The 23,584-nt window shown below is 62.7% G+C and carries 24 protein-coding genes; 11 read left to right on the forward strand and 13 right to left on the reverse strand.

The window, feature by feature from the left end; genetic code table 11:
• Positions 1-128 precede the first annotated feature (128 nt).
• Positions 129-530: a type II toxin-antitoxin system VapC family toxin gene (gene vapC / locus ABR948_RS06310; protein ID WP_428114723.1), complete on the reverse strand. Its 402-nt coding sequence runs from the start codon at positions 528-530 to the stop codon at positions 129-131.
• Positions 527-730 (reverse strand): type II toxin-antitoxin system VapB family antitoxin, encoded by a 204-nt coding sequence (locus ABR948_RS06315; RefSeq protein ID WP_428114725.1) that lies wholly within the window; start codon positions 728-730, stop codon positions 527-529. Before ABR948_RS06315 ends, vapC begins: the two co-directional genes overlap by 4 nt.
• Positions 731-894: 164 nt before the next feature.
• Between ABR948_RS06315 and ABR948_RS06320 the strand changes: the two genes are divergently transcribed.
• The 5 genes from ABR948_RS06320 to ABR948_RS06340 all read left to right on the forward strand — a co-directional run bounded on the left by ABR948_RS06320 (position 895) and on the right by ABR948_RS06340 (position 4,365).
• Positions 895-2,106 (forward strand): molybdopterin molybdotransferase MoeA, encoded by a 1,212-nt coding sequence (locus tag ABR948_RS06320; protein ID WP_428114728.1) that lies wholly within the window; start codon positions 895-897, stop codon positions 2,104-2,106.
• Positions 2,107-2,313: 207 nt separating this feature from the next.
• Entirely contained in the window at positions 2,314-3,024 is a 711-nt protein-coding gene (lexA, locus tag ABR948_RS06325) for a transcriptional repressor LexA (protein WP_428114730.1), read from the forward strand.
• A 370-nt stretch (positions 3,025-3,394) separates the two neighbouring features.
• Complete coding sequence (locus tag ABR948_RS06330; protein ID WP_428114733.1) at positions 3,395-3,817, forward strand: hypothetical protein; 423 nt, start codon at positions 3,395-3,397, stop codon at positions 3,815-3,817.
• A 95-nt stretch (positions 3,818-3,912) separates the two neighbouring features.
• Entirely contained in the window at positions 3,913-4,134 is a 222-nt protein-coding gene (locus ABR948_RS06335; RefSeq protein ID WP_428114735.1) for a hypothetical protein, read from the forward strand.
• Positions 4,135-4,137: 3 nt separating this feature from the next.
• Positions 4,138-4,365: a hypothetical protein gene (locus tag ABR948_RS06340; RefSeq protein ID WP_428114801.1), complete on the forward strand. Its 228-nt coding sequence runs from the start codon at positions 4,138-4,140 to the stop codon at positions 4,363-4,365.
• A 32-nt stretch (positions 4,366-4,397) separates the two neighbouring features.
• On the opposite strand, the gene ABR948_RS06345 is transcribed toward ABR948_RS06340, so the two are convergent.
• Positions 4,398-6,686 carry a ComEC/Rec2 family competence protein gene (locus ABR948_RS06345; protein WP_428114738.1) on the reverse strand — a complete coding sequence of 763 codons (2,289 nt, stop codon included), beginning with the start codon at positions 6,684-6,686 and terminating at the stop codon, positions 4,398-4,400.
• Positions 6,687-6,883: 197 nt separating this feature from the next.
• Here ABR948_RS06345 and ABR948_RS06350 point away from each other — a divergent pair, with 197 nt between their 5' ends.
• Positions 6,884-7,204, forward strand: coding sequence for a helix-turn-helix domain-containing protein (locus ABR948_RS06350; RefSeq protein ID WP_428114740.1), 321 nt, complete (start codon positions 6,884-6,886; stop codon positions 7,202-7,204).
• 171 nt (positions 7,205-7,375) lie between these two features.
• On the forward strand, positions 7,376-7,579 hold the full coding sequence (locus ABR948_RS06355; protein ID WP_428114743.1) for a hypothetical protein: 204 nt from the start codon (positions 7,376-7,378) through the stop codon (positions 7,577-7,579).
• A gap of 54 nt (positions 7,580-7,633) precedes the next feature.
• Here ABR948_RS06355 and ABR948_RS06360 read toward each other — a convergent pair whose 3' ends face one another.
• Entirely contained in the window at positions 7,634-9,313 is a 1,680-nt protein-coding gene (locus ABR948_RS06360) for a glutamine--tRNA ligase/YqeY domain fusion protein (protein WP_428114745.1), read from the reverse strand.
• Between the two features lie 153 nt (positions 9,314-9,466).
• Here ABR948_RS06360 and gltX point away from each other — a divergent pair, with 153 nt between their 5' ends.
• Both gltX and gltA read left to right on the forward strand, forming a co-directional pair.
• Positions 9,467-10,891 carry a glutamate--tRNA ligase gene (gene gltX, locus ABR948_RS06365; protein ID WP_428114747.1) on the forward strand — a complete coding sequence of 475 codons (1,425 nt, stop codon included), beginning with the start codon at positions 9,467-9,469 and terminating at the stop codon, positions 10,889-10,891.
• A 157-nt stretch (positions 10,892-11,048) separates the two neighbouring features.
• Positions 11,049-12,353 carry a citrate synthase gene (gene gltA / locus ABR948_RS06370; protein ID WP_428114750.1) on the forward strand — a complete coding sequence of 435 codons (1,305 nt, stop codon included), beginning with the start codon at positions 11,049-11,051 and terminating at the stop codon, positions 12,351-12,353.
• A 244-nt stretch (positions 12,354-12,597) separates the two neighbouring features.
• On the opposite strand, the gene ABR948_RS06375 is transcribed toward gltA, so the two are convergent.
• The gene (locus tag ABR948_RS06375; protein WP_428114752.1) at positions 12,598-13,197 is read right to left on the reverse strand and encodes a TetR/AcrR family transcriptional regulator; all 600 of its coding nucleotides are present in this window, start codon (positions 13,195-13,197) and stop codon (positions 12,598-12,600) included.
• 165 nt (positions 13,198-13,362) lie between these two features.
• Between ABR948_RS06375 and ABR948_RS06380 the strand changes: the two genes are divergently transcribed.
• Complete coding sequence (locus tag ABR948_RS06380; protein WP_428114755.1) at positions 13,363-13,824, forward strand: hypothetical protein; 462 nt, start codon at positions 13,363-13,365, stop codon at positions 13,822-13,824.
• Between the two features lie 111 nt (positions 13,825-13,935).
• Positions 13,936-14,394: a hypothetical protein gene (locus ABR948_RS06385; protein ID WP_428114803.1), complete on the forward strand. Its 459-nt coding sequence runs from the start codon at positions 13,936-13,938 to the stop codon at positions 14,392-14,394.
• Positions 14,395-14,400: 6 nt separating this feature from the next.
• Here ABR948_RS06385 and lpxB read toward each other — a convergent pair whose 3' ends face one another.
• From lpxB to rseP, 8 genes are all read right to left on the reverse strand, one after another.
• Positions 14,401-15,591 (reverse strand): lipid-A-disaccharide synthase, encoded by a 1,191-nt coding sequence (gene lpxB / locus ABR948_RS06390; protein ID WP_428114757.1) that lies wholly within the window; start codon positions 15,589-15,591, stop codon positions 14,401-14,403.
• Positions 15,591-16,448 carry an LpxI family protein gene (locus tag ABR948_RS06395; RefSeq protein WP_428114760.1) on the reverse strand — a complete coding sequence of 286 codons (858 nt, stop codon included), beginning with the start codon at positions 16,446-16,448 and terminating at the stop codon, positions 15,591-15,593. The genes lpxB and ABR948_RS06395 overlap by 1 nt, the downstream gene beginning before the upstream one ends.
• Positions 16,449-16,467: 19 nt before the next feature.
• The gene (gene lpxA / locus ABR948_RS06400; RefSeq protein WP_428114762.1) at positions 16,468-17,271 is read right to left on the reverse strand and encodes an acyl-ACP--UDP-N-acetylglucosamine O-acyltransferase; all 804 of its coding nucleotides are present in this window, start codon (positions 17,269-17,271) and stop codon (positions 16,468-16,470) included.
• 408 nt (positions 17,272-17,679) lie between these two features.
• Positions 17,680-17,979 carry a hypothetical protein gene (locus tag ABR948_RS06405; protein WP_428114765.1) on the reverse strand — a complete coding sequence of 100 codons (300 nt, stop codon included), beginning with the start codon at positions 17,977-17,979 and terminating at the stop codon, positions 17,680-17,682.
• Between the two features lie 102 nt (positions 17,980-18,081).
• Positions 18,082-18,540: a 3-hydroxyacyl-ACP dehydratase FabZ gene (gene fabZ, locus ABR948_RS06410; RefSeq protein WP_428114766.1), complete on the reverse strand. Its 459-nt coding sequence runs from the start codon at positions 18,538-18,540 to the stop codon at positions 18,082-18,084.
• Positions 18,540-19,604: a UDP-3-O-(3-hydroxymyristoyl)glucosamine N-acyltransferase gene (gene lpxD, locus ABR948_RS06415; RefSeq protein WP_428114768.1), complete on the reverse strand. Its 1,065-nt coding sequence runs from the start codon at positions 19,602-19,604 to the stop codon at positions 18,540-18,542. The genes fabZ and lpxD overlap by 1 nt, the downstream gene beginning before the upstream one ends.
• A gap of 32 nt (positions 19,605-19,636) precedes the next feature.
• The gene (bamA, locus tag ABR948_RS06420) at positions 19,637-22,204 is read right to left on the reverse strand and encodes an outer membrane protein assembly factor BamA (protein WP_428114770.1); all 2,568 of its coding nucleotides are present in this window, start codon (positions 22,202-22,204) and stop codon (positions 19,637-19,639) included.
• 179 nt (positions 22,205-22,383) lie between these two features.
• Entirely contained in the window at positions 22,384-23,550 is a 1,167-nt protein-coding gene (gene rseP / locus ABR948_RS06425) for an RIP metalloprotease RseP (protein WP_428114772.1), read from the reverse strand.
• Positions 23,551-23,584: the final 34 nt, after the last annotated feature.

Consider the following 23,584-nt stretch of genomic DNA (forward strand, 5'->3'; position numbering starts at 1 on the left):
ATTACGGTGATGGGGTGGACGGCGCCCCGACCGGCATCGATGTGCCAAGATGTCGTTGTCACAACCCATCTGAGGGAAGCCGTCCACCCCATCACCGTAATCTGTTGATTCTTGTACAGCGACGGTCGTCACGCCATCGCCGGCACCTCAATCAAGCCCAGATACTGCGCCATCGGATGGAAATCGCTATCGTTGTGGAGCAGCGGCTGGCGGTTCTCGATGCACCAGGTGCCAATCAATAGGTCGATGGTCTTGCGAACCGTCACGCCGCGCCTGCGCAGGGAACGAAAATTGCGGGCCGCCATGACCGCGATGGCGTCGCCGGCCATCGACACGATTTCGAAGCGGCGCAGCAGAGCCTCGACTTCCTGGGCCGCCCGCCCGCCTCCCAGGCCTTGCAGTACCTCGCAAAGCATCAGATCCCCGACGACGATCTCGTGCGTTCCGAGGACGGCGCGCAGGCGCCGGACGTGAGGCACATCGCGGCCATTGAGGAAGTCGATCCACACGCTACTGTCGACGACGATCACGCGATCGCTCGGCCTTTGCGGCTGCGGGCGAGGTTGCCGCGCCAGCGGTATTTGCCGAAGGCCGCACCCGCCTCCCGCTGCTGTTGCAGTCTGATCAGCAAACGAAGCGCCTGTTCTACCGTCTGCTTCTTGGTTGCCTGTCCGGAAGCCTTCTGGGCTTCCGCCATGAGTCCATCGTCGATCTCAATATTGGTGCGCATCGACGTCGCTCCGTTCCCGCGATGTGTATAATGTAGTTATATGCTACACATCAGCTTTCGGCAATGGCCGCGAGCAACGTTCATTTTGCCTCCGCGCGCGCTCTCCGCTAAAAGCACGCTCGATCCGGTCGCCAAACCCGGCAGACCGGTCGGGGAGAAACGTCGTGGCATTGATGCCCGTCACCGAGGCGTTGTCAGCGGTTCTGGCCGGCGCCGAGCCGCTGCCGGAAGAACTGGTCGCGCTCGATGCGGCGCACCACCGGGTGCTGGCGCGCGATGTCGCGGCGTTGCGCACCCAGCCGCCGCAGGCGATGTCGGCGATGGACGGCTATGCGGTGCGCGCGGTCGATGCCGCCCACGTCGCGGCGCGGCTCAAGGTGATCGGCGAGGTCGCGGCCGGCCGGCCGTTCGGGAAGACCGTCGGCGCCGGCGAGGCGGTGCGGATTTTTACCGGCGGCGTCGTTCCCGATGGCGCCGACGCGGTCGTGATCCAGGAAGACACGGTCATCGAGGACGGCGGCATCACCATCACGGAAGCGTCAATCGCTGGACGGCATATCCGCCCCGCCGGCGTCGACTTCCACGCCGGTGATGTGCTGCTGGCCGGCGGTATCAGCCTTACCGACCGCGATCTCTCGCTGGCCGCCGCCATGAACTATCCTCAACTTGCGGTGCGCCGCCGGCCCAAGGTCGCCATTCTCGCCACCGGCGACGAACTGGTGATGCCGGGCTCGATCCCCGGTCCCGGGCAGATCGTCTATTCCAACGGTTACGCGCTGCGGGCGCTGGCCCGTGACGAAGGCGCGGACGTGATCGATCTCGGCATCGCCGCCGATACCGTCGAGGCCACGACGCAGGGCATCCGGCGCGCCCGCGACAGCGGCGCCGATATCCTGGTCACGACAGGCGGCGCGTCGGTCGGCGACCACGATCTGGTCAAGCAGTCGCTGGAGGCCGAAGGCGTCGCGATGGCGTTCTGGCGGATCGCGATGCGGCCGGGCAAACCGATGATGCATGGACGGCTCGGCGCCATGCGGGTGATCGGCCTGCCCGGCAATCCCGTGTCGTCCTATGTCTGCGGCTTCCTGTTTCTCGTGCCGTTGATTCGCCAATTGTCGGGGCGATCCGTCGTCCACCACCTGCGCGAGACCGCGCTGCTCGGGCGCGAGCTTGCCGCCAACGACCAGCGCGAAGACTATCTGAGGGCCCGCCTCGAGGTGCGCGGCGACCGCGCCTTGATCGCCACGCCGGTCGGCCATCAGGACAGTTCGCTGCTCGGGAATCTCGCTGCGGCACGGGCGCTTGTGGTCCGTCCGCCGTTTGCGCCGGCGGCCGCCGCCGGCTCGGCGTGCGACATCCTGCGGCTGCCGGACTGACCCCAGGTTCACTCTGAGACGTTCGTCCCAAAACCTGTTTTGTTGACGGGAAATTAAGTGGTTGCGGAACACATATGGAACATATAGTGTTCGTTCATGATTTGTTTCTGACGTTGATGGCTACAAATTGGGGATCGCTGCCCCCCACAGTCTCAAACCTAGACGTCCTGGAATCGAACGACACCGCAACCTTGGGGACTGGTCGAGATGCTTACGCGCAAACAATATGAACTCCTGCGATTCATCAGCGAGCGCTTGAAGGAATCGGGCGTTCCGCCCTCCTTCGACGAGATGAAGGACGCGCTCGATCTGCGCTCGAAATCCGGTATTCACCGCCTCATCACCGCGCTGGAAGAGCGCGGCTTCATTCGCCGCCTCCCCAACCGCGCCCGCGCCATCGAGGTGATCAAGCTGCCGGAGCTGTCGGGCGGCGGCAACGGCAATGGCAGGCGCGGCTTCACGCCCAGCGTCATCGAAGGCACGCTCGGCAAGGTTCGCAGCGGCGGCAGCATTGGCTCCGAGGACGATGGCAGCCGTCCGGTCGCGGTGCCGGTGATGGGCCGCATCGCCGCCGGCACCCCGATCGAGGCATTGCAGACCCGCAGCCACACCATCAGCGTGCCCCCGGACATGCTCGGCTCCGGCGAGCATTACGCGCTCGAGGTGCGCGGCGATTCCATGGTGGATGCGGGCATCCTCGATGGCGACATGGCCCTGATCCAGCGCAACGAGACCGCCGAGACCGGCGATATCGTGGTGGCGCTGATCGACGAGGAGGAAGCCACCCTGAAGCGCTTCCGCCGCCGCGGCGCCTCGATCGCGCTGGAGCCGGCCAACACGTCCTACGAAGTCCGCATCCTGCCGCCCAACCGGGTCAAGATTCAGGGCAAGCTGATCGGGCTTTATCGGAAGTATTGATTTGATGCGGAGTCATTCCGGGATGGTGCGTTAGCACCAGACCTCAGATGCGCAATTGCGCATCGGGGAATCCTTGGATTCCGGGTTCGATGCTTCGCATCGCCCCGGAATGACGTCGGTTTATGCACAGGGCCCAAGGTTCAAGCCCCAGGTCTACGCTCGAGGCCGCCAAACGCATTTGTGATTTGGCGCGGCGGCCTGGGCCGCACATTTGCCTTCAACGCAGCGAAATCTCCCCCGCTACTGTCCACTCTGATAGAAACCTGCGTCGCTTTCGGTTGCGCATGATGCTTTCAGAATCCCGGCTTTCATTCTTCCGGGTCGCGCGCGACTAGATGCGGGTTGGCTATCTCGAACGAGGAGCAATCCGATGTGTGACTATAGTCTGCACGCTGTGGCGTCGCGCCCCGCGGAGGTTGGGGAGACGTTGATCACCACGACGTTCCCCGGTACCTCGACACGTGGCTTCGCCTCCGAAAGAGAGCCCGAGGTCGCGGTCTGCATGCTGCCCGGGACCGAACTGGCCTTCGCCGAAAACGTCAGGTACGACCGGCGATGGATCTGGACGCGAGAGGTCAATTTCCGCGTCGGAAAATTCGGCGTGACGGACCCGCTTGCTCTGGACCAGCACCATGACGCGATCGAATTTCCGGATGGAAGCCGCGTGCTGGTGACGCTGCTTTGTGGAGGACAGCGCGTCAGCGTATTGCAGTTGCCCGTGGTTCGGGAGCTTAAGGAAAGCGCGCCGTCTTTTACCGGCATCAGCGCGGCGACACCGGTCTCCGCCCGCTAGACGCTGCGCTGGTAACCCGCCGGTTCCGGCCGACGGGGTACCCGCGCGCGCCGTTAATCGGCAACGCCCGCCTCCAACCGCAGACGGAGTTCGTCATGAAACACCTTGTCAGGAATTACGGGGACGACGCCAGAGCCGAAGAACTGAATAATCTGAAGCTGGCGCTGGCGACGTTCGTCCTGCAGCTGGACGTTTTCGAAATGCGGATGCAGGAAGGACTGCCCAAGGGACTGCCCAAAGAACTGCCCAAGCTCAGCAAACCTCGGCAACCCGTGCCGCGGACCGATGGCGGTGGCGGGCGCCGGAAGGACAATTGATTGGTGGTCAATAAAGTCACATGGCAACAAGTGGGACATGTCACCGAGCCCGGACGTTACATGTTCAGATTCGGATGGCTCACGGTTGCGCCGGATGATCTTGCGGTCTGGGAGCAGTTCCCGAATGCGATGTTTGCGCTGGTCAAAAAGGCGGCCGCGACAGATGATGCAGAGGAATTTCATCTCGGCGCATTCGAACTGCCGGAAAAACCCGCATCTAACGAAAAGTGAGGCGGTTGTTGTGATGCCGGTCCGGCGCCGGCTCACTCATCCGCCTGCACATCCGCTTCCGAGGGCGTCGCATCGACGCCTTTGGGGCCTTGTTTGGGACCTTGGGGACGCGGGATCAGCATGGTTTCATCGTCGGTATCACCGGTGGGTGCCGGCGACCATGGCCGGTCGACGCCTCTGGGTTTGATCGCGTCGACGGCAAATCCGTCGCGGGTTCGCCGCAGCGCCATCGCGCCTTGCCGGCGCAGACGTTCGAGGTCGATCACGGCGGCCGGACATGCCGACGGCGCCTGCTTCACCGTCACCACCAGCGCCGCGCGTTCGCAATCGTCGCTGAGCGCGTCGGGCTTCAGCGCCAGCGCGACGAATCTGCCATCGGCCATCGGCGCCACACACCCCGCTTCATCGCAGGAGACGCCGTGCTTGAACGACGCGTCGCCGACCGGCCGCGCATCGGCGTCGGCGGCGAGCCATTCTTTCAAGAGGAACGCGTCCTTGGCCGTCTGCATCAGATGCAGACGCCCGTCCTTGCCCCGGACCCCGATAGTGTGACCGTCGGCGGAGATCAGGATATCCGGCTGAGGTACCGCCAGCGCCCAGACCACGGAAAGCAGCAGCACGCCCGCTCCGCTCCAGCGCAACGGCGTCCGCAATAGACCGAGCAGGACGATGCCGGCGCTGGCCGCGATCAGCGGCCCGGTACCGAATGCGGTGATGCGGCCGATGGCGCCGGGAAGTGCGGCGACCCATTCCGTCACCACGATCATCCAGTCGATGCCGATGCCCATCAACCACCAGAAGAAGCCGTCGAAGCCGAAGGGCATCGCGACCAGGCCGAGCATGCCCGCGGGCATCACCACCGCCGACACCACAGGCATCGCCGCCAGATTGGCGAGCACGCCGTAGGGCGTCACCCGGTGAAAGTGAAAGGCGGCATAGGGCGTGGTCGCCAGCCCCGCGACAAAGGAGGCCAGCGTCAACACCATGATCTCCCGTCCGCCCCACAACGCCACCTTCGCGGTGAGCGAGTTGTCCGGCGAGGCAAACAGGCGGGGCATGCCGATCTGCACCAGCGCCACCAGTCCGAGCGTGGCCGCGAACGACATCTGGAAGCTCGGATGCACGACCGCCTCGGGCGCCAGCGCCAGCACGATCATGGCCGCGACCGCCAGCGTGCGGAAGGTCACGGCGCGGCGGTCGACGATCACCGCGATCAACACCACCGCCGTCATGAAGAACGAGCGCTGGGTCGCGACGTCGCAGCCCGACAGCAACAGATAAAAGGCGGCGGCGGCGAGCGCCGCGGCCGCCGCCCATTTCTTGATCGGATATGAGGCCGTCAGAACCGGGAACAGTGCCAGCAGCGCCCGGATGGTGAAGAACACGACGCCGGCGACCACCGCCATGTGATACCCGGAAATCGAGAGCACATGCCCGAGGCCGGAAATGAACATGGCATCGTTGACCGGCGTCGTGATCGCGTCGCGGCGGCCAGTCAACAGCGCGGTCGCAATCGCGCGCTTGTCGCCGTCCAGCGTCGTTCGTATCCGCGCATCGATCGCATCGCGCAGCCCCTGCATCAAGGCGGCATAACGCAAATACAGCCCGCCGGCGACCGGCGGCTCAATTGTCTTGATGGCGCCGGTGACAAAACCGGAGGCGCCGATGCCCTGGAAAAACATGTCGCGGCCGAAATCGTAGCTGCCCGGCCGCATCGGCGCCAGCGGCGGCTGCAGCCGGGCCTTCAATTCGACGAAGCTGCCGACGGCGGGCGCGGTGCCCTTGCGCACCGACAGCCGGACGCGCTCCAGTTTGATCGGCGAGCGCGGCGCGTCCATTTGTGCCACGCGCAGCACGAACCGGTCGGTGCGCTCGCGCACGTCGCGGGCCTCGACAAAGCCCGACAGCGACACCGAAAACATCGGCCGCGCCAAGACACCATGCGCGATCCGCGCGGTTTTCCAGGTTGCGGTGGCGAAACCGGCGGCGAGCGCGGCGATCATCACCGCGACCGGAAACAGTTTTTGCCGCCGTAGCCAAAACGCCGCCGCGCAAAGTCCGGCCGCGGCGACGATGGCGACCGACAGCACCGGCTCGTGATCGGCAGCGAAATAGCAGGCGATGCCGGTCCCGAAGGCGATCGGCACCCAGGGCAGCAACCGGCCGGCGCCGGCCTCGGCACGCACCCATTCGCGCAGCTTGAGTGTGAAGGCCGACCAGGCGTCGAATCCTGACGGCGCGAGGCCACCTGCCCGCACGGCCTCGCGCGGCGGCCAGGTACCCGCATAACCCCGCGTCCGAGCCCTGCCCGGCTCCGGCATCCGGCCGCCCCCGTACTCACCACAGGCAGCGATGCTACCGTGAAGCGTCAGGCGGAGAAAAGCGGAACGGATGCAGAATGCTTGGAAAAGCCTAGATTCCTGTGCAAGCCGATTCAGATCGCCGCCGATTCTTGCCGCAAACAGCGGCGAACAATCACGCGGAGTTCGAACGACCGCCGCCAACCAGGGACAGCGCAGTGACCGGCCCGGAATTAAAGCAACTTCGCAAGGATCTCGGCGACGCCATCGGCCGAACGCTGTCGGCGGCCGATATGGCGAAGCTTTGCGCGCTGCCGCCAGCCGGCGGTGCCGACACCATACGCCGATGGGAAGTCTCGGGCCCCAGCGGACCGGCGGGCGAACTGCTTCGGATTCTGGCCATGGCCAGCGATCTCTATCCGATCCTGGAAAATTTCAACGTGTTCGACCGGTTCAATATTCCCGAGGCGGAACGGCCAGCGCGCCGGCAGGAGTTCCGGGAAAAGATGCGCGATGAAATTCGCGAGCGCTTGGAATGACCGGGTTCCCGGCGCGAAGCCAGTGCTCGCCGATCCCGGCCAGCGTGCACCGCACCCGGTTATCCACCGCCTTGAGGACTGCGCGCGCAAATTGATAACGCATGAGCCTTGTGCGCCGACATCAGTTGCAGGACACTTCACATGGATGGGCTGAGCGTTGCGGAGCGGGCCATGGGTAAATCGGACGCGGGATACGACTATGATCGCTATCGCCGATTGCTGGCGGAAGCCGACGATGAACCGAAGCGAATGGCGTTCATCGATCTGCTGATCGAAGAGAAAGCCCGAGACAAGCTCGCCGTCCAAGCGATGCGCGCCAGGCTTTCGGGACTCGGACTGAAGACCAGTTCAAGGACCGACGAGTCCGGCCACTAGCGGCGAAGGGGCGCTGCCTTCGCCGCGCCGCCGCTCTCGTCAGCCCAGCTCTCGTCAGCTCTTGCCTACCTCCTTGGCAAACGTATCGCGCAAACCGATGGTCCGGCTGAACACGGGACGGTCGGGCGTCGAATCCCTGTCGCGCACGAAATAACCCTGCCGCTCGAACTGGATCACGTCCGACGAATTGGCTTGCGCCATCGCAGGCTCGATCCGGGCGTCGCCGAGAATTTCCAGCGATTGCGGATTGAGATCGGCGGCGAAATTGGCGGCGTCCGGCGAGGACTTCGCGAACAACGGATTGTAGACGCGAATTTCGGCCGGCACCGAGTGGGCGGCCGACAGCCAGTGCATGGTCGCCTTGACCTTGCGGCCGTCCGGCGCGTTGCCGCCCTTGGTGGCGGGATCGTAGGTGCAGCGCAGCTCGGTGATCTCGCCGGCGGCGTTCTTCACGACCTCGCGGCATTTGATGAAATAAGCATAGCGCAGCCGCACCTCGGTGCCGGGCGAGAGCCGGAAAAACTTCTTCGGCGGATTTTCCATGAAGTCGTCCTGCTCGATATAGAGCTCGCGGCCAAATCCGATCTGGCGCGTGCCGGCGGCCGGATCGTCCGGATGGTTGATGGCCTCGAGTTCCTCGCTCGCCCCTTCGGGGTAATTCTCGATCACCACCTTGAGCGGCCGCAGCACCGCCATGCGGCGCTGTGAGGTCCGGTTGAGGATTTCACGGATGCAGAACTCCAGCATGCCGACATCGACCACGCTGTTGGCCTTGGCGACGCCGATACGCTTGACGAATTCACGGATCGCCGCCGGCGGCACCCCGCGCCGCTTCAGTCCGGCGATCGTGGGCATGCGCGGATCGTCCCAGCCGGCGACATGGCCGCCGCGCACGAGTTCGGTCAGGACCCGCTTCGACAGCAGCGTATAGGTCAGGTTGAGCCGCGCAAATTCGTACTGGTGCGGCTTCGATGGCACCGGCAGCTTGTCGAGCAGCCACTCATAGAGCGGCCGGTGGTCCTCGAATTCCAGCGTGCAGATCGAATGGGTAATGCCCTCGATCGCGTCCGACTGCCCGTGGGCGTAATCATAGCTCGGATAGATCGACCACTTGTCCCCGGTACGGGGATGGGTGGCGTGCAGGATCCGATAAAGCACGGGATCGCGCAGATTGATGTTGCCCGAGGCCATATCGATCTTGGCCCGCAGCACCCGCGCGCCGTTCGGAAACTCGCCGGCTTTCATGCGGCGAAACAGATCGAGGTTTTCCTCCACCGGGCGCTCGCGAAACGGGCTGTTTTGGCCGGGTTCCGTCAGCGTGCCGCGCTTGACCCGGATCTCCTCCTGCGACTGGTCATCGACATAGGCGAGGCCAGCGCCAATGAGGCCCTCGGCCCAGTCATACAGGCGATCGAAATAGTCCGACGCATAGAACAGATCGGTTCCCCAGTCGTAACCGAGCCACTTCACGTCAGCCTGAATTGAATCAATGTATTCCTGTTCCTCCCGGGTCGGATTGGTATCGTCGAACCGCAGATGGCAGCGTCCGGAGAACTCCTGCGCGATGCCGAAATTGAGTGCGATCGACTTGGCATGGCCGATATGCAGATAGCCGTTCGGTTCCGGCGGGAAGCGGGTCACGATCCGGCTCAGTCTTTTGGCGTCGAGATCGGCCTGGACGATGTCGCGAATGAAATCGCGCCCCGCCTCGGCGGCCACCGGTTCACTGGTCATTCTGGTTTCCTGTTCGGGAATCAACGGTCTATCTGCCAAATCCTCACCTCCCAAGGAAGGCTTTAGTTACGCCCGGTTCCTGCTATACACCCGTCGCGCCTTTTGGAAGCAATCCTTGGGGGCGTATCCCGCGCTCCCCGCTTATTGACATAAATGACCGACCCAATCGTCACCCGCTTTGCTCCCTCACCGACCGGCTTTCTCCATATCGGAGGGGCCCGCACGGCGCTGTTCAACTGGCTTTACGCGCGCGGCCGCGGCGGCAAGATGCTGCTGCGCGTCGAGGACACCGATCGGGAGCGGTCGACCGAACCCGCGATCGCGGCCATTCTGGATGGGCTGAAGTGGCTCGAACTCGACTGGGACGGCGAGGTCATCTACCAGTTCAGCCGGGCCGCGCGCCACCGCGAGGTGGCCGAGACATTGCTGGCCAGCGGCAAGGCATATCGCTGCTACGCTACGCCACAGGAACTCACGGCGATGCGGGAAAAGGCGCGCGCGGAGGGCCGTACACGCCTCTATGACGGCCTGTGGCGCGACCGCGACCCCGCGGAAGCCCCCACTGGCATGAAGCCGACGATCCGGCTCAGGGCGCCCCAGACCGGCGAAACCGTGATCGAGGATCAGGTCCAGGGCCGCGTGGTCTGGCAGAACGAAAACCTCGACGACCTCGTGCTGCTCCGGGGCGACGGTAATCCGACCTATATGCTCGCCGTCGTGGTCGACGACCACGACATGGGCGTCACGCACATCATCCGCGGCGACGATCATCTGATCAACGCCGCGCGCCAGAAGCAGATCTACGATGCGCTGGGCTGGGGCATTCCCAGCATGTCCCACATTCCGCTGATCCATGGGCCCGACGGCTCAAAACTCTCCAAGCGCCACGGCGCGCTGGGCGTCGATGCCTACCGCGCCATGGGTTATTTGCCGGCGGCGCTGCGCAATTACCTGGTCAGGCTCGGATGGAGCCACGGCGACCAGGAGATATTCTCGACGCAGGAAATGATCGCCGCCTTCGACCTGCCGGGCGTCGGCCGCTCGGCCGCGCGGTTCGATTTCGCCAAGCTGGAAAGCCTCAACGGTCACTATATCCGTCACTCCGACGATCAATCCCTCGTGACCATGCTGGAGGGCGTGCTGGACTACATCCCCAACGGACCGGACCTCAAGGCCAAGCTCAACGACAGCACGCGCGCGCAGTTATTGCAGGCGATGCCGAGCCTGAAGGAGCGCGCCAAGACGCTGATCGAGCTCGCCGACGGCGCTTACTTCATCTTTGCCGACCGGCCGCTCGAGATCGAGCCCAAGGCGGCGGCATTATTGACGCCGGAAAATCGGGAATTGATCGGCCGGCTTCGCCTCGCGCTTGAGGAGGTCACGGCGTGGACCGCGCAAACCACCGAAGCGGCGATGCGTGCCTTCGCGGACCAGAACGGCCTCAAGCTTGGCGCGGTTGCCCAGCCGCTGCGCGTCGCGCTGACCGGACGTACCACGTCGCCGGGGATATTCGACGTCCTGGCGGTGCTGGGACGGCAGGAGTGCCTGGCCCGGCTCGGCGACCAGGCCCCTTCCTAAGGTGGATGCCGGCCGCAATGCCGACATCTTGCAGCGCACACTGCAATAAGCTACCCATTTAGAAGTACTTCCAGAACACCCGGCTTCCCGCGCCATCCGTACCAGCATGGCGCACGCGGTCGCCGGCTTTCGCAACGATCTCATCGGGGAATTCACGATGGACGCAACATCCAAATCCAAAACCGCAACGCTGACCGTAGGTAACAAGACCTACGATTTCCCGATTTTGAGCGGCACCGTTGGGCCGGATGTCGTCGACATCGGCAAACTCTACGCCCAGTCCGGGATGTTCACCTACGACCCCGGTTTCACCTCCACCGGCAGCTGCCAGTCCAAGATCACCTATATCGACGGCGACGCCGGCATCCTGGAATACCGGGGATACCCGATCGAGCAGCTCGCCCAGCACGGCGACTTCCTCGAAACCTGCTACCTCCTGCTTTACGGCGAACTGCCGACCAAGGCGCAAAAGGTGGATTTCGACCGCCGCGTGATCCTGCACACCATGGTTCACGAGCAAATGGCGCGGTTCTTCCAGGGCTTCCGCCGCGACGCCCATCCGATGGCCGTGATGGTGGCATCGGTCGGCGCCCTGGCGGCGTTTTATCACGACTCCACCGACATCAACGATCCGACCCAGCGCATGATCGCATCGATGCGCATGATCGCGAAGATCCCGACCCTGGCCGCGATGGCCTTCAAATACACCATCGGCCAGCCCTTCATCTATCCAAAGAACTCGCTGAGCTTTGCCGAGAACTTCCTCAACATGTGCTTCGCGGTGCCCTGCGAGGAATACAAGATCAATCCGGTTCTGGCCGACGCGCTCGACAAGATCTTCATTCTGCACGCCGACCATGAGCAGAATGCCTCGACCTCGACGGTAAGGATCGCCGGCTCGTCCGGCGCCAATCCGTTCGCCTGCATCGCTGCCGGCATCGCCTGCCTGTGGGGACCGGCGCATGGCGGCGCCAACGAAGCGGCGTTGGCGATGCTCGCCGACATCGGCACCGTCGACAAGATTCCCGATTTCATCAAAAGGGTGAAAGACAAGAACAGCGACGTTCGCCTGATGGGCTTCGGGCATCGCGTCTACAAGAACTACGATCCCCGCGCCAAGATCATGCAGAAGATGTGTCACGCCGTGCTGGCGGAGACCGGCCACGGCGACGATCCGATGCTGAAGGTCGCGCTGGAACTGGAAAAGATCGCGCTGAGCGATCAATATTTCATCGACCGCAAGCTCTATCCGAATGTCGACTTCTATTCGGGCATTACGCTGAAGGCGATGGGTTTCCCGACCTCGATGTTCACCGTGCTGTTTGCGGTCGCCCGCACCGTCGGCTGGATCAGCCAGTGGAGCGAGATGATCGAAGACCCGCAGCAGAAGATCGGCCGTCCGCGCCAGCTCTATACCGGCGCTACGCATCGCGACTACGTCGACATCGACAAGCGCAAATAATCAAGCTTCGGAAGACGGACGCGGCCAGCTCCGCGTCCGTCTTCCCGGGTTTCCGATCCATTAGAGCCTGATGCATTTGGGTTTGTGCATAGACTGAGTTTTGGAAATAGTTGGCGCATTCATCGAACGTAAATGCTCCGAGGATCTCGCCGAGTGCAGCGCCGATGGTTTCGACGGATCGCGCGGTGGCCTTGCACAACAGATGCCTGAGCTTGGCAAAAGCCGAACGCGACAGGGTTTTGCTTTAGAAACCGGCGCGGTTCGCCGCCGGTTCGCCGCTCGGCTGCAGGGCGTGGGCCATCAACTGGATGGCTTCGTTCAACGCGATCCAACCCTCTTCCGATTTCAGGTCGACGCCGTTGTACCAACGAATCTTGCGGCGGCGCAGGACAAGGTAGGTGACGCCGGCGGCGAGCAAAGCGGTGATCGCGCCGGCCCGATCGACCCCCGCCGCATCGGGGAAAAGCTCGGCGGCGATCCTGAACCCCATCTCCTCCCGAGCAGTTTCCATGATCGCGGTCAGTTCGTTTCGCTCGACCAGTTCCCAGACCATCATTTCGACAACGCTTGGCCGTTGCATCAACACTTTGGCGAAATTGCCGAATACGGCGGCGACGCGCTCGGGGATCGGGGCCAGGCGCAGCCGCGCGGGATCGTTGCCGCAGACGTCTTCGAATGACGGGAAGAAGTCGGGCGCCCGTGCGACCGCCTCGACGAGGCCATTCAGGTCGCCGAAATAGCGATAAATGAGCATTTTATCGACGCCCGCCTCCTTGGCCACGGCGGTCGGGGTCAAGGCGCCGAACCCGCCCTTGGCGAGCAGGCTCTCGATGGCGGCGCGCAATTTCGCTTCGGTCTCCGGGCGATTGCGCCGCACGATCAGACTTGCCTTCGACGCCATTCGGTATCCGCCATTTCCCTGGTTCGAACAGGCCAAGCCTATCTTATCTCTGGACAGAGACAAAACTCCATGCAAGTCTCCAATTAGAGACTTATGGAGAAAGAGACGATGCGAACGCAAGTGGAAAACGCGACTTTCTGGCGCCGATCGCTCTTGGGCGCGCTCACACATCCGGCTGTCCAGGCGGCGATTGTCCTCTGGATCGCGGCTTATTGCGCAATCCTAATGCTGTCGGGCGGTCGCCTGCCGTTCGACAGGCCAGCGCTCGCCGGCGTTCCATTCGCCGTTCAACTCGTTGCCCCCACGGTCGTCATGATCGAGGTTTTACTGCTCATGGGCGTCGTCTATTGGCTGACGCGCAAGCGTGCCGTTCCCGACATCGCCGCGCGCGCCCCCGGTCGAGGCGTCGCAGCGCGCGAGACATTCGGTTTGCTGGCCTATGCGATGGTTGCGCAAGTCGGGGGCTGGATCGTCGGACCTGCGCTCGGCTATCGTCCGTTCAGCTTCCACATCGCCGGGACATTGTTTGGCTGCACCACGCCGCCGTCGGTTGGGGAAATCTGGACCTAGGCGCTCTATAACTTCCTCATTTTCGCGATCCTGCCCTACCTCTGGTTCCGCCGGCGCTACGATCCTATCCAACTCAATCTTCGCTCGACGAACCGGCGCAACGATTTTCTGGTGATCGGCGCGGTTTGCCTCATCGAAAGCCTGTTCGAGCTTGGCTCGTTCGGCGGCGGCCTCCTCCGCCTCCGCCTGCCCCAGATTCTGCTGGGCGCGCCGCTCAGCTTCGTCCTCTTTTTCATCGGCACGGTGTTGCCCACAATGGTGCTGATCTATGCGATCCTGATCCCGCGCTATCTCAAACTGACGGGCTCGGCGACGACGACCGTGCTGCTTGGCGGGCTGACCTACGCGCTCATGCATATCGTCGAAGGCTGGTCGGCGTTTGATTCATCGCGCGACGCGGCTTTGTCGCTGATCTTCGTGGTATTGGGCTATCTCGGTCCCGGCATGATCAAGACCTTCATCACGCTGCGCACCGGAAACGCCTGGGTCCATGCGCTCGGCTATCACGCCGTCGCCCCCCATGTGATCGTCGACACGCCGCTCATCGTGCAGGCCTTTGGCATTCGTTAGAGTTTGCTAGTTTGATCCCCTCGCCTTGCGCAACGTCTCAAGCACGATATCGGCCGCACGCACGCCGGGCGGCTGGTTGCCGGTTGACATGATGTTGTCGATCCCGGCGAAGGCCTCGACCTGACGGCGTCGCGACGGAGAATCCTCGAGCAGGTCGCGCAGCGCGGGGATCAGTTTTTCTGGCGTGCAATCGTCCTGCAGGAATTCCGGAACGACGTTCTCGCCGACCACCAGATTGGCCAGAATGACTGACTTCACGTTGATGGCGCGGATCAGGATCCACGCCTCGATCGCGCCGGTCCGGTACGCCGTCACCATCGGGACCCCGGCGAGCGCGAGTTCCAGCGTCACGGTGCCTGACTTGGCGAAGGCTGCGCGGGCGATCCGGAACGCCGCGCGCTTTTCCTGCTCGCCGATCACGACCCGCGGCGTTACCGTCCAGCTCTTGAGGCCTTCGCTGACCGCTTCCAGCAGATGCGGCATGGTCGGCAGGATCAGCTCAAACGCGACACCCTCGTCGCGCAGCCGGCCCAGCGTCTCACCGAACACCGCCATGTGATGCCTGATCTCGCTGCGGCGACTTCCCGGCAACACCAACAGCACCGGCGGCGCTTCATCGCGGCGTTTCTGCTCGTCGGCGTTGGGCCGCAGCGTCCCGGTCTGCTCGGTCAGGGGATGACCGACATAGCTGCAGGGCGGTCCATGCAGCCTGCGATATTCCTCGGGCTCGAACGGCAATAGCGCAAGGACGTGGTCGACATAGCGACACATCGCCCGCGCCCGGCCGGGCCGCCACGCCCAGACCGAGGGGGACACATAGTCGACAATCGGGATCGAGGGGTCGCGGGCGCGCACGCGTCGCGCCACCCGATGGGTAAAGTCGGGACTGTCGATGATCACGAGGATATCGGGCGAGGCCTGCGTGACCGCACGGCTGGTCTGCCGGATCAGCCGCAGGATCTTCGGCAGCTGCCGGGCAACCGCCGCCAGTCCGATAATCGACAGCTCCTCGATCGGAAACAGCGATACCAGACCTTCACGGGCCATCGACTGGCCGCCGACGCCTTCAAACCGCACCGCGCCGCCGAGACGCTGGCGCAATACTTTCATCAAATTGGCGCCGAGCCGATCGCCCGATTCCTCCGTCGCGATCAGGAATATTTTTCGCGCGACGTTGCTGGTGCTGCGCGCCGGCATCACGCAGGCAAACCGGTCACAAAAAGACCCGCCGCGTCGGCGGCCTCGATCACGCTCTGCGGTTCGACCACAATGGTATTGCCAGCGACGATCGCGATCCCGGCCAGTTTCGCCGCCGCCGCGCCCTCGACGGTTCGCGGCCCTATGGTCGGCAGATCAAAGCGCAGATCCTGTCCGCTTTTGGGAGCCTTCACCAGCACGCCGAGTCCGGTCTTGGCGCGAATGCGGCCTTCCGCGCGCAGGCGCGCAACCCGCGCCAACAGTCCATCGGTGCCTTCGATGTCCTCCACCCCGACCACGTGACCGTCGATCACGATGGCGGCCTGGCCGATGTCGAAGGGACTGAGCGCACGAAGCACGTCGCGTCCCCTGGCGATGTCGGCGGCGGAATTTTCATCGGGCGATGTCCGGGTGAGACAACCCTGCGGCATCAGCAGATCGGGGGCGACATCCTTGATTCCCACCATCCGGAAGCCGTCATGCTCGAGAAGGCTGCCGATCCCGGACAACAGGTGATCGTCCCCGCCCCGGAACGCCGCCCACACCCGGCGCAGGACACGGACCGTCATCCAATCGAGCCTGATCTCGGATAGCGCCGGCCGCACCAGCGTGCCGATGAAAACCAGATCCCGGCAGTTTTCGGCGCGAAACAGCTTCTCAGCCCGGCCGAGCTGACCGACCGATATCCAGTGATGGCGAAAACGTTCCGCGGCCACCGGATCGCAGGCGCCCTTCAGCGCAAAAACAACGGGATCAATGCCGCGGGCGATCAGGGAATCGGCGACCGCGAACGGCATCACGCCGCCTCCCGCGATCAGGCCAACCGGCGATGAAATCTTCAAGGCCTCCGATGTCATGGCTCCGGCGGCCCCGTCATCAATGTCTGTCGCGCGGGTCAGCCGGAAGGCACAAGGCGCGATGCTTGCCGTCGTCGATAAAGCTCAGGATTTGCGCGATCGCGGGATCCGCGCTCGCCATCGGCTGCGCCGCGCTCAGCCGTTCGGCAAAAATGCCGGGTCCATGGAACAGCTTTTGATAGAACGAGCGCACCGTGGCCAGCCGTTCTTTGGTGAATTTGCGGCGCTTCATGCCGATGACGTTGAGACCTTCGAGGCTGGCGTACTGGCCATTGACGAGGCCGAACGGAATCACGTCGCCGCGAACCCCGCAGACTCCGCCGACCATCACCTGCGGTCCGATCCGCGTGAACTGGTGCACCGCGGACAACCCGCCGATGAAAACAAAGTCGCCGATCTCGCAGTGACCGCCAAGCGTCGCCGAGGTCGCGAAGATCACGTCGTTGCCGACCTGGCAATCGTGACCGACATGGCTGCAATTCATGAAATAGCCGCGGTCGCCGACGCGGGTGATGCCGCCACCGGCCACGGTCCCGGCGTTCATGGTCACCGATTCCCGGATCGTGCAGCCCTGGCCGATCTCAAGCCTGGTCAGTTCGCCGCGGTAGCTCAGCGATTGCGGCGGCGTGCCCAGCGAGACGAAAGGATAGATCGTGGTATCGTCGCCGATGCTGGTCTGCGCGGTGATGTGGACATGCGCGATCAGCCTGCAGTTGGCGCCGATAACGACGTGGCGCCCGATGACACAATAGGGACCGATCGAGGTGCCCTCGCCGATCACAGCGCCATCTTCAATCCGCGCGGTGGGATCGATCGTGCTCATCGAAAGTCTCTTGTCGCCTGTCGCTCAGGTGGGCATCTGTTTGATTTTGCAGTGGTTAGCCCGGGCTGCCGAGGCTGTCCAGTGACGTCTGGTTACGTTCCATGTCGTCGTGATTGGTTAACGGCGAACAGGCGATAGGCCCCCATGCCCATTGCTTGGGCCAGTCCGTGCTCAAACTTCGAGACGCATGGGTAGCATTTGAGCGCGAAAAACCGCCGCCGCGTCCCTACAATCGAGCCAGGAGATACAGGGATTAGCGCGATGATGATAGGATTGACCATCCTTGCGGTGCTGACATTCATTGCCATCGGCGAAATTCGCAGGACGCAAGGTCCGCAGCTCAAGGGCGAGGATTGAGAGAGCGTCTTCGGACAAGCTCTTGTCGTGTCCGGTCGCAGCGCCCGTCGACTAATTCATCGTGCGCTGCACGAACGCAGATCCCTGCGTTATCACGCACATGTAGGAATAGGTTTGCGCCTCACCTGCACTGTCGACGTCGACATCGACGATAATCGGCCGCGACTGGCCCTTCCACGAAGCCAAAATCTCGGGTGACACCGGACGCGTCCGTGACTTCTTGACCACGAGCCCGGTAATGCGCGGCAGCGCTTCGGTGGCCTTGGCGATGCAGGTCTGGCCGGCTTCCACGCCGGCGCTCAGACCTACCAGGAGTGCGGCCGAAATGGCGACTGCGATCGCGGTACGCATTGGATGCTTCCCAACTCTGTCGCGGAAATTAAAACACGCTATTTCCGTCCTGTCGATTGGAGCATCGTGACGAAAGCACCAATCGTGCGCATCGGTCTCTCGTCAGTCCGTCAGCATCGCGCCAACGTCGGCTTCGGCCACGGTCACGCCCATCACCTTGGCGTCGCCGTGAAACCACCACATCGCCTTGCGTCTGCCGATGCTGCGCATGTGGTACTCGACGGTATCGCCGGGCATCACCGGCTTGCGGAATTTGCACTTGTCGATGGTCAGAAAATAAACCGCGCGCGGCTTCGCGGTGCCTTCGACCGATTTGATTCCGATGACACCCGCGGTCTGTGCCATGGCCTCGATCATCATCACGCCCGGATAGACCGGCCGGTCGGGAAAATGCCCAAGAAACGCCGGTTCGTTGAAAGTGACATTCTTGATGCCGATGCCGCTGTAATCGCTGCGAATATTGATCACCCGGTCGATCAGCAGCATCGGATACCGGTGCGGGAGCGTCTTGAGGATTTCGTTGATATCCACGAGCGCAAATGTGACCGCTGCCTCCTCCATCAATCCTGCCCCTTGCCCTTCGGATCGGGCGTGCCGTCGCGCGCCAAACGCTCCACCGCGATGATCTCCCGGAACCACTGTTTGGTCGGCTTTGCAAAGAAGCCACCCCAGCGCCCGTTGGCCGGAATGTCATCCTTGACGCCGCTCATCCCCGTCACCTGGGCACCGTCGCCGATGTGGACATGGTTGTTGATGCCCACCTTGGCGCCCAGCGCCACATTGTCGCCAAGCGTCAGGCTGCCCGCCAACCCGATCTGGGCCGCGAGCAGACAATGCCTGCCGACTGTCACATTGTGGCCGATCTGGACCTGATTGTCGATTTTCGTGCCTTCACCGATCACCGTGTCGCGCAGGCTGCCGCGATCGATGGTGGTCCCGGCGCCGATCTCCACGCCGTTCTGGATCAGGACGCGGCCGGTTTGCGGTACTTTCAAATGGCCGTCCGGACCAAACACAAAGCCATACCCGTCCTGTCCGATGCAGCAGCCGGGATGGATCAGGACATTGTTTCCAATCAGCGCGAACTGAATGGAGCACCGCGCGCCGACGTCACAATCCCTTCCGATCCTGACATTGGCCGCGATCATGGCGCCCGCGCCGATAACCGTTCCGGCGCCGATTTCAACGTTCGGGCCGATCACCGCGAGCGGATCGACGATCACACCATCTTCCAGACGCGCGGTCGGGTCGATCACGGCAGAGGCCGCGATGCCGGCATTGCCGAACCAGGATTGGGGACGAAGCACGTCGCTGTAGAGCTGGCGCGCGATTTTCACGAATTCCCGGAATGGATGGTCGGCCCGCAATACCGCAACATGAGCCGGGACGCTGACCTCGAATCGCTCGTTGACCAGGCACGCCCCCGCCTTCGTCGAAGCCAGTTGATCGGCGTATTTGAGGTTATCGAAGAAAGTCAGATGCCTCGGGCCGGCTTCGTCGAGCGACGCCAGCCCGGTGATCTCAAGGCCCCCCTGCGACGCATCGGCCAGACACGCCTTCGTCAACGCGGCGATTTCGGCCAGCGTCGACGAAGGTGGTTGCTCAAAGAATACAGGTTGCGCCATTCCACCCGTCGCGGTCTGGCCGGCGATTAAACTCAGAACGAGGTACCGCCGCCGAACCTGAATTGCTGCAGCCGGTCATACGGGCTCTTGGTGAGCGGAACCGCATAATCGAAGCGCAGCGGACCGAACGGCGACGCCCAGATCAAACCGACACCCACCGAACTGCGGATAACGTTGGAGTCGTTATACTGCAGTCCCAAGCAAGTTCCAGGATTGGGAGCGACGTTCGGACTGTTCGTGGGCGGTATACAACCCGGCACGTTGACTTCGCCGGTCTGAGCCCAGGACGTCGGCCCGGTATAGTCATATAGCCCGCCGGCGTCGGCATAGACCGCGCCCTTCAAGCCGATTTCCTTCGGCAGGAACCAGAACGGCATCTGAAACTCCAGCGAAGCACCCCAATATTTGGTGCCGCCGAGCGCGTCCTGGGTGCCGTAGGGATTGATGTCGCGCGGGCCAATGCCGTTCGGGGCAAAGCCGCGGACCAGATTCGGGCCCATCTGGAACTGATCGAGCATGCGAACGCTGTTGCTGCCGACCTGGGTCAGAAGGCCGGTCTGGCCATGGACCAACGCGACGATATCGGCCACCAGCGGGGTATAGTATTTTGCGTCGATCGCGGATTTCAGATAGGTGACGTCGCCGCCGACGCCGGCGAAATCCTGCTTGAAATCGACCAGCAGGCCGTCGGTCGGGTTCTTGTTGTTATCCAGCGTGTTGTAATCCAGCGAATAACCGACGGCCGAGGTAATGGTAGCGCCGTTCGCCAGTTCCTTGCGGACCGGCAACGAGGCTTGACCGTCGCTGTAGCACCACAGACCAATCGCCGAAGCATCCGGCGTCGCGCCTTGCGCCAGGGCGACCGCGGGGCCACCGACGCCATTCACATAGGCCGGGGACGGGTTGAACGCGAGCAGGCCGTTCGCTGGATTGTTGTTACAGCTATCCAGATAATACGGCAGCGAGATATTCTGCTGATAGATCGAATAACGCAGCTGCAAGGTGAGATCTTCACGCAAGGCCAGACCGATCCGCGGACTGAAGCCGATGGTCGTGGTGCCGTACGAAATATAGCTGTTGGCAAGCTGCTCGCGATAATAGGTGTCGAGGCCAAGGGCGACACGGTAATCCAGCAAATAAGGCTCGACAAACGAAAGCGATATGCCGCGCGCGTACTCGCCATACGTCACTGACGCTTTCGCAAACAGACCACGTCCGAGGAAGTTACGTTCGGAAATGCTGACCTCGGCGAGCGGACCATCGGTGGTCGAATAACCGCCCGATACCGAGAAGTCGCCGGTGGATTTCTCTTCGAGTTCGACAATGAGAATCACGCGATCACTCGATGAGCCGGGTTCGGTCGTGATTTTCACGGTCTTGAAGAAATCGAGGTTTTTCAGGCGGCGCTCGGCGCGATCGACCAGCGCGCGATTATACGCGTCGCCCTCGGAAATATCGAATTCGCGGCGGATCACGTAGTCCCGGGTGCGGGTGTTGTTGCGGATGTTGATTCGCTCGATATAGGTCCGCGGGCCTTCGTCGATGGTGAAGACGATGGAAACGGTATGCGCCTCGAAGTTGCGGTCACCGCGCGGGCGCACGATCGCAAAGGCGAACCCGCGCCGCGACGCCTCGATCTGCATTTCCTCGACGGATTTCTCCAGCGCTTCGGCGTTGTAGAGCGACCCGACGAAGACGCGCGAGAAACGGCTGAGTGAATTTCCGTCAAGCGCGCCGATGCTGGACTGGTAGTTGACCGAGGCAACCCGGTACTGCTGGCCCTCCTCGATCTTGAAGGTCACCAGGAAGCCCTTGCGCTGCGGATCGTATTCCGTCAGCGCGGCCACCACCTGCACATCGGCGAAACCATGTTTCAGATAATAGCGGCGAATCAGATCGCGATCGGCCTCGATCCGGTCCGGATCATAGGTGTCATTGCCGCCGAGGAAGCTCAGCAGATTCGATTCGCGAGTCTTGATGACATCCCTGAGGCGATATGACGAATAGGCGACGTTGCCGGTGAACTCGACCGATTGGATGCCGGTTTTCTGGCCCTCGGTGATGGTGAAAATCAGATCGACGCGGTTGTTCGGCTGTTCGATGATTTCGGGAACGACGGTAATGTCATAACGGCCGGAATGACGGTAGATTTCGGCGATCCGCTGCGCGTCCGACTGGACCATCGGGCGTGACAGCGTACCGCGCGGCTTGGACTGAATTTCGGACGTAAGCTGTTCGTCCTTCACCTTCTTGTTGCCCTCGAAGACGACGCGGCCGATGACCGGGTTTTCGACCACCGTCACCACCACACGGCCACCCGCCTGATTGATTCTGACGTCCTGGAACAGTCCGGTCTCGATCAGGGCCTTCAGGCCGTCATCGATATGCCCCTGGTCGAGGCGCCCGCCAGGGCCCGCCTTGAAGTAGGAACGGATGGTCGCGACCTCAACGCGCCGGTTGCCCTCGACCTGGATCGAATCCACGGTCTGGGCGACGGCCGGCGACGAAACAGCTAAAACTGCCAGAGAGGCAGCAACCGGTATCGCGACCATGATCAGGGCGGCCAACAAGCCTCCCCGCACTCGCATTCCAACATTCATGCGCAACGCGCCCTTGTCATTCCAGTGCCGGGTCGCACCCCACGAACCGGCAGATTCCCATGTGTCGATCCGCTTGTAGCTAATTTTAACAAGCCGGCAAACGCTCTATCGCAGTGCAATTTCATTTTCATTCCAAGACGTTGCCCATCGGCCACGTCATAAAAAAGCCGTTTGTTCGATCAGCCGAATAGGCTCTTCAGCCAAGGCACCTGATGGAAGTCGTTGTAGAAGGCAAACACCATCAACATCAGCACCAATACGAGCCCGACTCGGAACCCGTATTCCTGCGACCGATCCGACAACGGACGCCCGCGCAGCACTTCTGCGGCGTAGAACAAAAGGTGACCGCCATCGAGCAGCGGCACCGGAAACAGATTCAGCAACCCGATCGAAATCGACAACACGGCCGCAAGGTGAAGCAGCGGGGTTAGCCCCAGCGTCGCGACCTGACCGGAAATCTGGGCGATCCGGATCGGCCCTCCGATCTGGTCAGCGCTCGCCCGACCTGTGAAAACATTCCCGATATAGGACAGCGTCTGATCGATCACGAACCAGGTTTCTTTGACGCCGAGCCAAAGCGCCGTCGCAGGATCGACCTTCTCGGTCGTAACCTCGCCAGCCGAAGTGGAACGGGTGATTCCCATCACGCCTTGCCGATGCGTGTTCCCGAACGGATCTTTGACTTCCCGCAGTTCCGGAGTCCCCTGCAACTGCTGGGTAGAATCGCCGCGTTTGACGGTGAACACCAGTTGATCGCCGGCGTGCGTGACAACGATCCGCTGCATGTCGGAAAAGCTTCCGATGGTCGTGCCGTCGATCGCCGTGACCACGTCACCAACCTGGAAACCGGCTTTCTCCGCGGCACTGCCCGCCTCGACCTGATCGACGCGCGCAGTGGTGCTGGGCTTGCCGAAAAACGTGAACAGGAGGGTGAAGATCACGATCGCCAGAACGAAATTGGCAATCGGACCGGCGGCCACAATCGCCGCGCGCGGCCCGACTTTCTTGTGGTGGAAACTTCCCGCACGCTCCTCTTCGGTCATGGTGCTGAGGGTTTCGGAGGACGGCGTGGAGGCCTCGCTCTCGTCGCCGAAGAACTTGACGTAGCCGCCGAGCGGGACCGCCGAAATCTTCCATCGGGTGCCATATCGGTCGTTGAAACCGACCAGTTCCGGTCCAAAGCCGAGCGAGAAAGTTAACACCTTCACGCCCGCCCAGCGGGCGACCAGGAAATGACCGAGCTCGTGGAAGAAAACGACGATGGTAAGAACGAATAGGAAGGGGATGATGTAGCCAACGAAACCATGGCTCAACGTATTGAAACTATGCAGAAAAAACTCAGACATCCGTTTCCCCTCAACCAGAGCCTAAAGGCCCTGC

The organism is Bradyrhizobium sp., assembly GCF_050014615.1.
Lineage (GTDB): Bacteria > Pseudomonadota > Alphaproteobacteria > Rhizobiales > Xanthobacteraceae > Bradyrhizobium.

Bases quoted from the DNA above. Each gene is read 5' to 3' on its own strand.
- ABR948_RS06315 (WP_428114725.1), bottom strand. From the start codon at position 730: ATGCGCACCAATATTGAGATCGACGATGGACTCATGGCGGAAGCCCAG.
- lexA (WP_428114730.1), top strand. From the start codon at position 2,314: ATGCTTACGCGCAAACAATATGAACTCCTGCGATTCATCAGCGAGCGC.
- ABR948_RS06330 (WP_428114733.1), top strand. From the start codon at position 3,395: ATGTGTGACTATAGTCTGCACGCTGTGGCGTCGCGCCCCGCGGAGGTT.
- ABR948_RS06335 (WP_428114735.1), top strand. From the start codon at position 3,913: ATGAAACACCTTGTCAGGAATTACGGGGACGACGCCAGAGCCGAAGAA.
- ABR948_RS06345 (WP_428114738.1), bottom strand. From the start codon at position 6,686: ATGCCGGAGCCGGGCAGGGCTCGGACGCGGGGTTATGCGGGTACCTGG.
- ABR948_RS06355 (WP_428114743.1), top strand. From the start codon at position 7,376: ATGGGTAAATCGGACGCGGGATACGACTATGATCGCTATCGCCGATTG.
- ABR948_RS06360 (WP_428114745.1), bottom strand. From the start codon at position 9,313: ATGACCAGTGAACCGGTGGCCGCCGAGGCGGGGCGCGATTTCATTCGC.
- gltX (WP_428114747.1), top strand. From the start codon at position 9,467: ATGACCGACCCAATCGTCACCCGCTTTGCTCCCTCACCGACCGGCTTT.
- gltA (WP_428114750.1), top strand. From the start codon at position 11,049: ATGGACGCAACATCCAAATCCAAAACCGCAACGCTGACCGTAGGTAAC.
- ABR948_RS06380 (WP_428114755.1), top strand. From the start codon at position 13,363: ATGCGAACGCAAGTGGAAAACGCGACTTTCTGGCGCCGATCGCTCTTG.
- lpxB (WP_428114757.1), bottom strand. From the start codon at position 15,591: ATGCCGGCGCGCAGCACCAGCAACGTCGCGCGAAAAATATTCCTGATC.
- ABR948_RS06395 (WP_428114760.1), bottom strand. From the start codon at position 16,448: ATGACATCGGAGGCCTTGAAGATTTCATCGCCGGTTGGCCTGATCGCG.
- lpxA (WP_428114762.1), bottom strand. From the start codon at position 17,271: ATGAGCACGATCGATCCCACCGCGCGGATTGAAGATGGCGCTGTGATC.
- ABR948_RS06405 (WP_428114765.1), bottom strand. From the start codon at position 17,979: ATGCGTACCGCGATCGCAGTCGCCATTTCGGCCGCACTCCTGGTAGGT.
- fabZ (WP_428114766.1), bottom strand. From the start codon at position 18,540: ATGGAGGAGGCAGCGGTCACATTTGCGCTCGTGGATATCAACGAAATC.
- lpxD (WP_428114768.1), bottom strand. From the start codon at position 19,604: ATGGCGCAACCTGTATTCTTTGAGCAACCACCTTCGTCGACGCTGGCC.
- bamA (WP_428114770.1), bottom strand. From the start codon at position 22,204: ATGAATGTTGGAATGCGAGTGCGGGGAGGCTTGTTGGCCGCCCTGATC.
- rseP (WP_428114772.1), bottom strand. From the start codon at position 23,550: ATGTCTGAGTTTTTTCTGCATAGTTTCAATACGTTGAGCCATGGTTTC.